This window comes from Cohnella abietis (assembly GCF_004295585.1).
GTDB classification, from domain to species: domain Bacteria; phylum Bacillota; class Bacilli; order Paenibacillales; family Paenibacillaceae; genus Cohnella; species Cohnella abietis.
The window spans coordinates 1,909,569-1,922,382 of record NZ_AP019400.1; the positions used below are offsets into that span (position 1 = coordinate 1,909,569).

Here is a 12,814-nt window from a genome sequence, read left to right on the forward strand (position 1 = left end):
AAACGGTAAGCCTTCCTAGTCCCGATGCTTGTTATGTGAAGCAGCTTCATACGGGTTGGAAACGGGAATGAACAAGTCGATGATCCCGATCACCAATGCTGCTAACAAAGCGCCGATTACTGAGACATGTACATTTCCTACTACAAATTGAGCCAACCAGATTACAAGCGCACTCGAGAGAAATCCAACGATTCCTCGACCAAATGGAGTAACCCTTTTGCCAAAAATTCCTTCGATAATCCATCCCATTACAGCAATGACGACTGCGAGCATAAGTGCGCTCCAGAATCCGCCTACTGAAAATTGGGGCACTAACCATCCAACCACCATAAGCACGATGGCTGAGACGATAAAGCGAACAATTGTCCCAAGAAAATTCATCTTATCGACCTCCTTGACCGTTAGTGTATCCTTAGTTTCAATCTATATGAGTGGAAGGTTTCTCAAGTTCAGTCTATTCGGCTATAATATAAGGCGAAGGAGTTGAATTTCGCCGTGAACGCTAAGGCCTTACATACATTAGAGTACGATAAAATAATTAATCAATTAAATGGTCTAACCTCGACCAGCCTCGGAAGGGAGCAATCCGAGAAGCTTTCTCCATCGCGCGAATTGCCTATTGTCGTTCGTCGACTTGCTGCTACAGATGAAGCTGTAAGGGCGACAACCTTTAAAGGTGCTCCGCCTTTTGGAGGAATTACGGATATTCGGTCATCGCTGTACCGTGCCAAGCTACAAGGCATTCTTCAGCCTCCGGAGCTTATGGATACTGCACAATTTATTATGGGCTCCCGTCGTTTAAGTCGGTATATTGCTTTGGCAGGAGAAGAGACGGAGTTACCACTGCTAAGTGATCTGTGTGAGCCTTTAACGGATTTCAAACCACTTGAGGATGAAATACGTAGATGTATTGATGAACAAGGAGACGTTCTTGATTCAGCAAGTCCAGAGCTTGCCTCTGTTCGTCGCGATATCCGAATTAATGCTGGTCGTGCTCGGGAGAAGCTGGAAAGTCTAATTCGATCAAGCTCAGTTCAAAAAATGCTCCAGGATGCGCTGATCACAATGAGAAATGATCGTTATGTTATTCCTGTTAAGCAGGAATACCGTGCGCATTTTGGTGGTATCGTGCATGACCAATCGGGTAGCGGTGCGACTTTGTTTATTGAGCCAGAAGCAGTTGTACAAATGAATAACAAGCTTCGTGAGCTAAAAATAAAAGAACTAAATGAAGTCGAACGTATTTTACGCAGGTTGAGTGAGCAGGTAGGTGAGCGTGCCGAGCTTCTAGCAGGAGATGCAGAAATTCTTGGTTTGATCGATTTTATTTTTGCCAAGGCCTCACTTGCACATGCACTTACCGCTACGCTGCCTGAAATGAACGATGAAGGTCGACTACATTTGCGCAAAGCACGTCACCCCCTCATTGATATTAAACAAGCAGTTCCCATCGATATTGTTCTGGGAGAAGAGTATGCCTCTATCATTGTTACCGGACCTAATACGGGTGGTAAAACGGTTTCACTAAAAACAATCGGTCTACTCAGCTTGATGGCCATGTCGGGGTTGTTTATCCCTGCTGAAGACGGAAGCCGATTGTGCGTTTTTGATGGGATTTACGCAGATATCGGAGACGAGCAAAGCATTGAACAAAGCTTAAGTACTTTCTCCAGCCATATGACCAATTTAATTTCTATGCTGAGCCAAGTCACACATCAGAGTTTGGTGCTGCTCGATGAGTTGGGTGCAGGAACGGATCCGGCCGAGGGCTCTGCGCTGGCAATCGCTATTTTGGAGCATCTGCAGAAATTAGGCTGTCGGTTAATCGCCACGACCCACTACAGTGAACTAAAGGCATATGCCTACAATCGTGAAGGTATCATTAATGCAAGCATGGAGTTTGACGTGGCAACTTTGCGTCCGACTTACCGGCTTCTTGTGGGAGTGCCAGGTCGTAGTAACGCTTTTGCTATTGCGGAGAGACTTGGACTGCCGAAAAGTATTATTGATCATGCGCGTGGTGAAGTCAGTGAGGATGAGCTGAAGGTCGATTCGATGATTGCATCGCTTGAACAGGATCGTCTTCTTGCGCAATCCGAACGACAAGCAGCTGAGAGACTTCGCCGTGAAGCGGAGAAGCTGCAGAATGATATTCAGGTGGAACGTGATAAGCTGCAGGAGCAGAAGATAAAGGTGCTAGAAAGCGCAAGAGAAGAAGCGCGTTCAGCGATTGCCAAGGCCAAGAGAGAGGCTGAAGAGATCATCAATGATCTACGCCGTTTAGCATTGGAAGAAGGAGCATCTGTTAAGGAGCACAAGCTAATTGAGGCACGCCGTCGATTAGAGGATGCTGTTCCTTCCCCAGTAGCCAATACGAATCGATCCTCGAATGCGAAGCAGGGTAAAATCGAGGTAGGTGATGAAGTGAAGGTGCATAGCCTCGGGGGACAAAAGGGGCATGTAGTTGAACTGACAGGAAGCTCAGAAGCAATAGTGCAGCTTGGAATTATGAAAATGAAGGTTCCTCTCACTGAACTGGAGCCACTGCGTAAAACGGCAGCGAGCAAAGCTCCTAAAGCGCAAGCGACCATCGTTAAGCGCACACGTGATGAAAGCATACGCACTGAGCTGGATTTGAGAGGCATGATGCTTGATGAAGCGATTATGGAGGTGGATCAGTTTTTGGATGAGGCGTTTCTATCCAATCTGGGTCAAGTCTATATCATTCATGGCAAAGGAACTGGGGCATTGCGCACAGGCGTTCAAGATTTCCTACGTCGACATAAGCATGTGAAGAGCTATCGGTTGGGCCAATTCGGAGAAGGAGGCGCGGGGGTATCCGTAGCCGAGCTTCATTGACATTGACAGGAGGTAGTCAGTCATGCAAAGTCTAGTTGATTCCTTAATGTCGCATCGTTTTACTGCGGTTCTGGCTTACTTCTCTGTGGGTATACTTGCGCTCATCGTATTTCTAGCCTGTTTTGAGCGGGTTACGAAATACGATAGCTGGAAAGAGATCCGCAAAGGAAACTTATCAGTAGCTATGGCGACTGGCGGCAAAATATTTGGAATATGTAATATTTTCCGTTTTTCTATTGAGGCCAATGATACGATTTATCAAAGCCTACTCTGGGCTGGAGTCGGATTTATGCTACTTCTTGTTGCCTATTTTTTATTCGAGTTTCTCACCCCGGTATTTAAAATAGATGATGAAATTGAGCGGGATAACCGGGCTGTTGGTTTCCTTGCTATGGTTTTGTCAGCTTCCTTATCCTATATTATTGGCGCTGCTGTGGTCTAAAACGGAGGGTATACGTATGAAATATTTGTGGGGAACACTTTTTGCACTGGCAGTTGTGTTCGTTGTTATTGGTGTTATTTATATGATGAGGGAGGCGTAACCTGATATGGCTGTTGTAATATGTCCATGGTGTCAAAGCGAGATTATGCAGGAAGAAGGCCAGGAGCCTGATAAAATATGTCCAGTATGCGACAACGAGATTGATGGTTACCGCACTTTGAAGCTTAATATAGGTGAGTCCGAGGAAGAGCTAGAGGACGAGACTGAAGAAGAAGCTGTTAGGCTGTCCATCGATGAAGAAGTAGATTGGTCTGAAGAAGATGATGATGGACTAGGTAATACGAGCGATGAGTTAGTTCAATTTGAAGAAACAGTTGAACAGCTACTTAATGAGCAGGAGCTTGTTCCAGAATGTCCGTTATGCCATGAGTATATGGTTGAAGCGGGAGAGCAGCTCGTTTCCGCTGATCATTTTCGTCCAAGAGTAACTGATGTATTGGGAGAAGCTATAATCGTTGCGCCATTCACGCTATCGATGTACATTTGCCCTTCCTGCTTCGTTACGCATTCTCTATTAGGTGATTCTTATCGCCAGCATCTCGTCCGCCGCTTTAGTCAGAATGTTACTGATTTAGGCAGTAAGCGGAATTAAGCATTGAGCGTAGCGTCTGGTTTATTTAGCTGGACCATCCAAACAGTTATAATCAATTCGGATGGGAAGCTGGGTGCATTTGTCGCTACGGCAGGCACTGGCGGTGCAATTAGGGGTACTGGCGAATCGTTGCGTCCAGCCTACAGCCCTCACAGTTTATATTGCCGTTGTGGAGCTGTCAGAAACGCCTTATGCTATCTGGTGGTCAACCAGGGCTCCATAACTAGCAGGGACAAGCCTGGGGGCGAGGATGCCATTCATCCAACGCAGCAGCTAGCCCTAAAATAGTAATAATAAAACAGAGGCATTCGCATACATTGCGGATGTTTTTTTGTGGCTGAAAGAAATTTCTGCGAAGAACCCAGGCGAATTAGACCAGCTATTGAACCGGATACCTACTGCCGACCGCACCCCGAGTAACGTATTCCACTGCTCCACCCTATTCTACTACCAACCGCCTCCTCGCCTTCTTGGGAGGTGTGTTTCTGGCTAACGAACTGTATTGAGCTTAATACCGTTAAAATGGCTTCTAATTTATTCTAACGAACCCCATTGGCTTTATTGAGTAATTATTAGGAGGAATGGAGCTATTTTGGTGGATATAAGGTGTCTAGAGTTTGTTACAATATAAAACCATTAGATTTTGAGCAAATAAGAGTTACTGGGTTCGTAAGCTGAATGTTCAGTTATGAGCAGATGAGTTTCAGACTTCTAGCTGATGGGGAGGGATGAATAACATTGAATAACATCGTTAATCGAACGGCTAGCCCGGCACCAAGTAACCAGTACGGTTAAAAACAATTAAAAACATCGTAATTCGCTACTCCAGTTGCAGCAGGTACTTAAAGTAATTAGCCTCGTCGGAGCCACAGCCACAGTCAGATATCGCTTTCCCTCATGATAACCTGCAGCCTCAGCCGAACCCAGCCACTTCCAAAAGCCACATACCACTTTTCCTCATGCATAACCCGCAGACTGTCAAGACAGACTAACACCTGATGTCTAATGATCGCATAGGAGGAAACAACACATGATGCAAGCTATGACGGCCAAGGAGTTAGAATATGTTGCCGACTCCATGTCCAATGAAGACCTGTTGATGAAACAATGCTCAATAGCAGCCGCTTCTATTACGAATGTTCAGCTTCAACAAGCGTGCTCCCACATGGTTGACGTACACACACAGCACTACAGCACTTTGCTAAACGCGCTGCAACAGCATCAGGCAATGGCACCTACCCAACCCCAATCCTAAGGAGGATGAATATGCTCAACCAATCGACAGGCCACCCGGCTTTAACGGATGAGGATTTGGCATCGACGATCCTTTCGGATCTCAAGAGGGTGACGCGAGAATATGCGACTGCCGCTACAGAATCGGTTTGTCCGGAAACCCGACAAATGTTTACTCAATTAATGAATACAACGCTCACAATGCAAGGTGAACTCTATACGGTTATGCAGCAAAATAATATGTATAATGCATCTTCTCCAGCCTTAAAGCAGGAAATAACGAAGCAATTACAGCAATACCAGCAAACGCAGCAAAAAACATCTCAATTCATCCAGCAAACACAAATGGCAAATAGCCAAATCCCAGCTAACCCAGCAGGTCAGATGACGACTCCAGCGTATCAATAACTGTTAATAGCACCAGATAATCCTGTCCCCGATCGGTGTTTTTTCCGATACGGGGATTTTTTAACAGCTTCCCTTATTTCGCTTTTCATGGAGCCTGTTTTTGATGTATTATGAAGAGTAATTCAGGAGGGATCATGATGAACGAATTTAAATTAAGCATCTTGGATCTGCTCAAGGAAGACGCCCGATTGACTGCCACTACTATTGCTACGATGTTAGGTGCAGAGCAAGAGGACGTTTCCGCCGCGATCGCGGAGATGGAGCAGGATCATGTCATCGTAAAATACGCAACAATCGTTAATTGGAGCAAGGTTGACGATGAGAAAGTAACAGCGCTTATCGAGGTGGAATGCACACCGGAGAGAGGTCGCGGCTTTGAGAGCATTGCTGAACGCGTTTATTTGTATCCGGAAGTGAAGTCCGTTTATTTAATGTCGGGCGCTTATGATTTATTGGTCGAGATCGAAGGGAAAAACCTGAAGGAAGTCGCATCATTCGTCTCCAACAAGTTATCCACGATTGAGTCGGTAATATCAACGAAAAGCTTCTTCATTCTTAAGAAATATAAACAGGACGGTATTATATTCGAAGAATTCGAGGATGATCATCGCCTGCTCGTATCACCATAAATGGCAGTCCATCGTAAAGGAAGAATGACCCATGATAAAAGATGAGCAAAAGCCGCAAATTCAAGATCGAGCACGTAGCGGCGGGATGAATGAATACTTGGCTTCCCATGCTCGCGCGATTCAACCGTCGGGAATCCGGCGCTTCTTTGACTTGGTTAGTGCCAGCAAAGATAAAGACATCATCACGCTAGGGGTCGGAGAGCCAGATTTCGTTACTCCTTGGCGTATTCGGGATGCGGCGGTTTATTCTCTTGAGAAGGGAAAAACGCAATATACATCCAATGCTGGGATGCCGGAGCTACGTGAAGCTATCGGACAATACTTAGATAATCAATTTCACGTGTCCTATGACCCGGCTAAGGAAATTATTGTTACCGTTGGGGGCAGTGAGGGTATCGATCTTGCGTTGCGTGCGCTCATAGAGCCAGGAGATGAGATACTCGTTCCCGAGCCGAGCTATATTTCCTACTCACCGATTACGGCTTTAAGCGGTGGCGTCGCTGTGGGTATCGAAACCTTTGCTAAGGATCAGTTTAAGCTAACAGCCGAAAGTCTGAAAGCAGCTATTACCCCTAAATCCAAGATTCTAATTCTTTGCTATCCGAGCAACCCAACTGGTGCTGTCATGACTTATGATGAGATGCTGCCGATTGCAAAGCTTGTAGAAGAAAATGATCTTATTGTGATTTCAGATGAAATCTATGCTGAGCTTTCCTTTAATGCTAAGCATGTTAGCTTTGCTTCTTTGCCTGGCATGAAAGACAGGACTATTCTTGTCAGCGGATTTTCCAAAGCATTTGCAATGACAGGATGGCGGATGGGCTACGCCTGCGGACACCCTGATTTAATTAGCGTAATGCTTAAAATACATCAATACACAGTGATGTGCGCACCAATAATGGGTCAGGTAGCTGCGTTGGAGGCTTTAACTAAAGGCGGGCTTGAGGAGAAGGACCGCATGGTCGAATCCTACAATCAAAGACGTCGGCTAGTTGTTCAGGGCTTCCGTGACATGGGGCTGGAATGCCATGAGCCGCAGGGTGCATTCTATGCATTCCCTTCTGTTCAATCTACGGGTCTTACCTCAGAGCAATTTGCCGAAAGGCTTCTGCTGGAGGCGAAGGTTGCTGCGGTTCCTGGGCATGTTTTCGGCAAAGGCGGGGAAGGTTTCTTGCGCTGTTGCTATGCAACTTCTGTTACTCAGCTAACGGAAGCAATGGAGCGTATTAACCTATTTATTAGAAAATTAGAATAAAAATTCAAAAGTTTGAAAAATGATGTTCAATTGTATTGTGTTTTGCTATAATAACCATGGTTTTCAACCCGCTAAGCATCGTGTTACGTCATGAGAAGGGGGAATGTACATGGCCGAGGCAGAGCAGGATTCTCTATCTTTGACATCATTATATGCCAACGCATCTATCATTTCTCATCACCCTACCGAGGTTACGGATTTAGTAGAGGAAATTGATAGATTACGTAAGGCAATGACAGAAACTTTCTTGCACGAGCATTCACTAATCGCAGATTCAGTTGTGGAGCTTAGCCGACAGCTGGATCTAAAAATTAATGAATATATGAAGTATGTACGCTTGAGCCGGCAAGAGGTTCGGTGACTTGTTCACCGACCTCTTTTTTTTCAATATGTGACTGCGTACAACGGTAACGGTGTCCTTAAGACGCAGTTACCGTTTTTCCATCTTTCTTGAATAACCTCCGACAGCTGTTTAAGCCTTCTTTTAGAGAGAAAAGCGTTTGTGCTATAGTTAGCTTATGAAGGGGAAAGGGGGCCGAGCGATGCTATGGTTAATTACGGGTGGAATCGGCTGCGGGAAATCTGAATTCGCACACGAGCTGGCTCTGACAGTGGGGCGTGAAGGTATTCGATTGTCATGTCCCCCTTTTCCTGAGGGACGAACGCGAACTAAGCATCGGGATGTGGATAACGAGCCCCATTTTCCTTGGACATACACAGATGCCGATGAGACGCTGGCGAATAAGCTGAATGCCATCAATATGGAATCGAATATTTTTCGAGCAGATCGACGCGTTATCGTAATGGATAGCTTATCTGGCTGGCTCCGTGGTTTGTATGAACAAATTCAAGAGGATACCCCAGAAGCGGATAACCGAATAGATAGAGCTTGGCAAGAGGTGTTGGCGGCTATTCTTTCTTTTGAAGGAAAAATGATTGTGATAACGGAGGAAATTTCAGCAGGATTATCGATGAGCTTGCGGGAACAAGGCTATGCCTACAGACTAGCGGCTGCTAACCGCAGGCTGCTGGAGGCTAGCACGACTCTATATCGCATGACAGCCGGCATGGCGACTGAAGTTAAAGGTTATCGATTGAAACGGGGGACATTAGTGGATGAAAATATATACACGGACAGGTGACGAAGGAAAAACGTCGGTCATAGGCGGACGCGTCATGAAGGACGATATTCGTGTTGAGGCTTATGGAACAATTGATGAATTAAACAGCTTTGTCGGGCAAACGATATCCGTCTTAGTCAGGGAGACGACGGTCGATTGGGTCGATCTACTCGAACATCTTACACTCATTCAGCACGAGCTGTTCGATTGCGGCTCTGATCTTTCTTATGCAGAACCCATACCCGAGAAAATGAAGGTCACGCCAGTGATGACGGAGCGATTGGAAGCTTTGATTGATCATTATGAAGGGCAAACCCCGCCGATAACGAGATTTATTTTGCCAGGGGGCAGTGAGCCTGCTTCTCTATTTCACGTATGCCGAACTGTATGCCGTCGCGCGGAGAGAAGGCTAGTGTCGCTGGCCGCTGAGCAAGACTGTCCGGAAGAGGTTGGCAAATACTTAAATCGACTATCTGATTTTTTCTTTACTGTTGCACGGGCGGCTAATGCCCGCCTTGGTCATCTTGACGTGGAGTACGAACGAGGTGCGCAAGTTTTTAGGCGGGGGTCTTAAACAATGTCTTCCGAAGATAATGGAAATACCAGCTATTATGCTCCAATTAACATCATTGCCAATGCTTCCGATGAGGGGCGACAATTAAGGGACATCCTCCGGAAAAGGATCGGCATTTCTAGACGACTAATGGTGAAGCTGAAGACGTCGGATGAAGGGCTGCTGGTTAACGGACAGAAGGTTTGGCCGAACCATCAGATTTCCGAAGGGGACGTCATTAGCCTGCGCATGGAAACAGAAGTATCCGAGACCATATTGCCTCAGCCAATGGAGCTCGACATCGTTTTCGAGGATGAGCATTTACTAGTATTGAATAAGCCGGCTGGCGTTATTGTACATCCGACAACGGGACATTACTTGAATACTCTCGCTAACGGGGTTATGCATTATTGGCAGGAGCGAGGAGAAAGAATTCGATTTCGTCCCGTACACCGCTTAGATGAGCACACATCAGGTTTAGTTATTATAGCTAAGCATTCTCTAGCACAGCAGCAATTGTCGGCTCAGATGATGGAGGGCACCGTAACGAAGGAGTATCGGACATTCGTCTATGGTCGTCCGGCTGAGCTTGAAGGTGAAATTAACGGGCCAATTGGCAGACAAACGGAAGATCCCCATCGTCGTGTCGTAAGGGAAGATGGAGCTCCTTCACTGACATTCTATAAAGTAACGGATACGTATCTCGATCAAGCTAGTGCGGTTGATATTCGCTTGGGGACCGGGAGGACGCATCAGATTAGGGTTCATATGACCTCTATAGGCTGTCCGATCATCGGAGACAGCTACTATACGGACGAGAAGTGGCTGGAAACTGAGCTTGCCTCTAGTCTATCTGAAACAATTACACGCCAGGCGTTGCACGCTGCTCGGCTCGGCTTTAAGCATCCGATTACAGGGGAAGAAATGGTGCTGGAGGCAGCTTTACCAGAGGACATGAAGCGGCTGGAGCGGGAGCTGGAAAAGCTTGTACATACTTAAAATAAAGGGGTTTAGGACGTGGCTGATCAGTTAAAGATTTACCATTTGCCGACTTGCAGTACTTGCAAGAGCGCTATCAAAGCATTAAAACAGCAAGGCTATGAATTGGAGCTACAGGATATTAAGACTAGCCCTCCAACGGAGGAAGAACTATCTAAGCTCATTTCTATGAGTGGCTTGCCCATTGGTAAGTTTTTTAACGTATCCGGTGAAGCTTATCGAGAGATGGGGCTTAAGGACAAGCTTCCCAAGTTGACGGAAGAAGAGAAGATAAAGCTGCTTGCCTCCAATGGGATGCTAATTAAACGTCCTATCGTAACGGATGGCAAAAGTAAAATATCCATTGGTTTCCGGGAACTGGATTTCGGTCCGGTATGGTACAATTCATGAAGAAGCAATCGTTTCGCTCCACGCGGCTTGATCGGTTAGGCTCCGCGATATTCGCCGAAGTGGCGCAATGGAAACAAGAAGCAAAGAGTAAGGGCTTGACCATTATTAATCTAGATATCGGCAGCCCGGATCAGCCCCCAGTAGAGGAGCTCCGCTCCGCTCTTGCGAATGCTAGCCTACGGTCCGATACTTATCGTTATCCGGGAACGGAAGGCACCTTAGCATTCAGGCAAACGGTTGCTAAGTGGTTCCAGCATCGTTTCGGAGTAGAGCTCGATCCACACGAGGAAGTGCTCTCGTTAATGGGTACACAGGATGGGCTGGCTCACTTGCCGCTCGCGATCAGCGATCCTGGGGATGCCGCGTTATTGCCTGACCCAGGTTATCCGGTTTACGGTGCTGGACTAGCCGTCGCCGGAGTCGAAGCGATTCCGTTGCCATTGCTAGAGGAAAACGGCTACTTACCCGACTTCGAGGCCATTCCTCAGAGCATATGGGATAAAGTTAAATTCATGATATTGAACTATCCAAGCAATCCCTTATCAGCTACAGCAGATTTGGCGTTCTTTGAACGTGCGGTACATACCGCTCGCAAGCATGGCGTGCTGCTCGTTCACGACAATGCATACAGCGAGATGGCCTTCGATGGTCAACGTCCTCCGAGTGTGCTTGAAATACCGGGAGCTTTCGATATCGCAATAGAGTTTCATTCCCTATCCAAATCGTATCACTTGGCGGGAACACGTCTAGGCTTCGCGGTAGGCAACCGGGAGGTACTATCCTCGCTTCGTGCTCTGAAGAATAACATCGATTTTGGCGTATTTTTAGGGGCACAAGAGGCTGGCATTGCAGCATTAGAAATGGATATTCGTGATTCCAAGCCTATAGCCAGAGTTTACGAGAGTCGTAGAGATGTATTTGTTAAAGCTCTGCACGAGCAAGGATGGAATGTTCCGACACCTTCAGCGACGATGTTCCTATGGGCTCGGGTTCCTGAGGGGTGGTCATCGCGGGCGTTCTCGCAATCTTTACTTACTTCAACAGGGGTTGCATCTATACCAGGCAATGCCTTTGGTAGTTTGGGAGAAGGATATGTACGGCTAGCAATGGTGGAGCCTGAGCATGTGTTGCTAGAGGCTGCACAGAGGATTGGTGGATTTATCCGCACGGCACAACCGGAATAATGAAATGGGGGGAATAAACAGTGGCTGAAGAGAGAGTTATGCTTGTCGATGGGATGGCTTTATTGTTTCGTGGATACTTCGCAAATTCATATGGAGGATATATTCGCAAAACAAAAGCAGGCTTGCCGACCAACGCGGTATTCGGCTTCGTGAAATATTTACTGGATGCTTGCAAAACCTTTAATCCGACGCATATCGTCTGCTGTTGGGATTTAGGCAGCAAAACCTTCCGTACAGATAAGTTCGATGGTTATAAAGCTAATCGCCCTGCAGCGCCGACAGATCTGATTCCGCAATTCGATTTGGTGAAAGAGGTTGTTACAGGCTTTAATATTCCGAATATTAGTTTCCCTGGGTATGAAGCGGATGACTGTATAGGCACCTTATCCAGACAATTGAGCGAGCATATGGAAGTGCTCGTTCTGACCGGAGATCACGATATGCTGCAGCTGGTAGACGAGCGTGTGAAGGTCATTATTATGAAAAAAGGTGCGTCCAACTACGCTGTTTACGATGCGGAGAAGCTATTGGAAGAAAAGCAGCTGACTGCCAAGCAATTCATTGATCTCAAGGGGCTCATCGGAGATACCTCGGACAATTACCCGGGTGTGAAGGGGATTGGTGAGAAAACGGCGACTAAGCTGCTAGTTGAATATGTTTCTATAGAGGGCATTCTCGACAACCTTGAGCAGCTACCGAAAGGTGTAAAGGCCAAGATCGAAGCCGAGATCGATATGCTACATCTTTGCCGTGAATTGGCTACAATTAGCTGTGACGCGCCGGTAAGCTGTTTGCCTGACGATTGCTTCTGGCAGCCGGATCATGCAAAAATTTTCACCATGTTCGAGGAATTGGAATTCAATAGTCTCGTTAAAGACGTAAGTCGGTTTATCGCTGTATCGTGATAATGGAATTACTCATAGGGTGATATTGAAAAAGTGTTGGTACAGGGATTTCTTGTACCAACACTTTTTTTGTTAATTAACCGCTAATGTCATGTTTCGAGGGAAGGTTATTCTTGAGAAATAAAAAAATTTTTTGTTAAAGAATCTTTAAGCTAAATCCATGCTATGTGAAGAGGTCAAGTTG

At 46.3% G+C, this 12,814-nt stretch carries 16 protein-coding genes; 15 read left to right on the plus strand and 1 reads right to left on the minus strand.

Annotated features, from left to right (window positions below; all coding sequences use genetic code 11):
- Positions 1–15: 15 nt before the first annotated feature.
- Positions 16–381, minus strand: coding sequence for a phage holin family protein (locus tag KCTCHS21_RS07845; RefSeq protein WP_130606545.1), 366 nt, complete (start codon positions 379–381; stop codon positions 16–18).
- Positions 382–495: 114 nt separating this feature from the next.
- On the opposite strand from KCTCHS21_RS07845, the gene KCTCHS21_RS07850 reads away from it, so the two are divergent.
- From KCTCHS21_RS07850 to KCTCHS21_RS07920, 15 genes are all read left to right on the plus strand, one after another.
- Positions 496–2,859: an endonuclease MutS2 gene (locus tag KCTCHS21_RS07850; RefSeq protein WP_130606547.1), complete on the plus strand. Its 2,364-nt coding sequence runs from the start codon at positions 496–498 to the stop codon at positions 2,857–2,859.
- Between the two features lie 22 nt (positions 2,860–2,881).
- Positions 2,882–3,301, plus strand: coding sequence for a DUF350 domain-containing protein (locus KCTCHS21_RS07855; RefSeq protein ID WP_130606549.1), 420 nt, complete (start codon positions 2,882–2,884; stop codon positions 3,299–3,301).
- A gap of 106 nt (positions 3,302–3,407) precedes the next feature.
- Positions 3,408–3,953: a hypothetical protein gene (locus KCTCHS21_RS07860; RefSeq protein ID WP_130606551.1), complete on the plus strand. Its 546-nt coding sequence runs from the start codon at positions 3,408–3,410 to the stop codon at positions 3,951–3,953.
- 3 nt (positions 3,954–3,956) lie between these two features.
- Complete coding sequence (locus KCTCHS21_RS07865) at positions 3,957–4,241, plus strand: hypothetical protein (RefSeq protein WP_130606553.1); 285 nt, start codon at positions 3,957–3,959, stop codon at positions 4,239–4,241.
- A 742-nt stretch (positions 4,242–4,983) separates the two neighbouring features.
- Positions 4,984–5,208 carry a hypothetical protein gene (locus KCTCHS21_RS07870; RefSeq protein ID WP_130606555.1) on the plus strand — a complete coding sequence of 75 codons (225 nt, stop codon included), beginning with the start codon at positions 4,984–4,986 and terminating at the stop codon, positions 5,206–5,208.
- A gap of 11 nt (positions 5,209–5,219) precedes the next feature.
- A complete protein-coding gene (locus tag KCTCHS21_RS07875) occupies positions 5,220–5,594 on the plus strand; it encodes a spore coat protein (RefSeq protein ID WP_232058117.1) in 375 nt (124 codons plus the stop codon).
- Positions 5,595–5,731: 137 nt separating this feature from the next.
- A complete protein-coding gene (locus KCTCHS21_RS07880) occupies positions 5,732–6,223 on the plus strand; it encodes an Lrp/AsnC family transcriptional regulator (protein ID WP_130616403.1) in 492 nt (163 codons plus the stop codon).
- A gap of 31 nt (positions 6,224–6,254) precedes the next feature.
- Positions 6,255–7,478 (plus strand): aminotransferase class I/II-fold pyridoxal phosphate-dependent enzyme, encoded by a 1,224-nt coding sequence (locus KCTCHS21_RS07885; protein ID WP_130606559.1) that lies wholly within the window; start codon positions 6,255–6,257, stop codon positions 7,476–7,478.
- A gap of 109 nt (positions 7,479–7,587) precedes the next feature.
- Complete coding sequence (locus KCTCHS21_RS07890; RefSeq protein WP_130606561.1) at positions 7,588–7,839, plus strand: aspartyl-phosphate phosphatase Spo0E family protein; 252 nt, start codon at positions 7,588–7,590, stop codon at positions 7,837–7,839.
- A gap of 181 nt (positions 7,840–8,020) precedes the next feature.
- Complete coding sequence (locus KCTCHS21_RS07895) at positions 8,021–8,620, plus strand: bifunctional adenosylcobinamide kinase/adenosylcobinamide-phosphate guanylyltransferase (protein WP_157993984.1); 600 nt, start codon at positions 8,021–8,023, stop codon at positions 8,618–8,620.
- On the plus strand, positions 8,595–9,173 hold the full coding sequence (locus tag KCTCHS21_RS07900; RefSeq protein WP_130606565.1) for a cob(I)yrinic acid a,c-diamide adenosyltransferase: 579 nt from the start codon (positions 8,595–8,597) through the stop codon (positions 9,171–9,173). The genes KCTCHS21_RS07895 and KCTCHS21_RS07900 overlap by 26 nt, the downstream gene beginning before the upstream one ends.
- Positions 9,174–9,176: 3 nt before the next feature.
- Positions 9,177–10,151, plus strand: a complete 975-nt coding sequence (locus KCTCHS21_RS07905; RefSeq protein WP_130606567.1) for an RluA family pseudouridine synthase — start codon at positions 9,177–9,179, stop codon at positions 10,149–10,151.
- 18 nt (positions 10,152–10,169) lie between these two features.
- Positions 10,170–10,541, plus strand: coding sequence for a Spx/MgsR family RNA polymerase-binding regulatory protein (locus tag KCTCHS21_RS07910; RefSeq protein ID WP_130606569.1), 372 nt, complete (start codon positions 10,170–10,172; stop codon positions 10,539–10,541).
- Positions 10,538–11,725, plus strand: a complete 1,188-nt coding sequence (locus KCTCHS21_RS07915; protein ID WP_130606570.1) for an aminotransferase class I/II-fold pyridoxal phosphate-dependent enzyme — start codon at positions 10,538–10,540, stop codon at positions 11,723–11,725. Before KCTCHS21_RS07910 ends, KCTCHS21_RS07915 begins: the two co-directional genes overlap by 4 nt.
- Positions 11,726–11,763: 38 nt before the next feature.
- A complete protein-coding gene (locus tag KCTCHS21_RS07920) occupies positions 11,764–12,630 on the plus strand; it encodes a 5'-3' exonuclease (protein WP_179952685.1) in 867 nt (288 codons plus the stop codon).
- Positions 12,631–12,814: the final 184 nt, after the last annotated feature.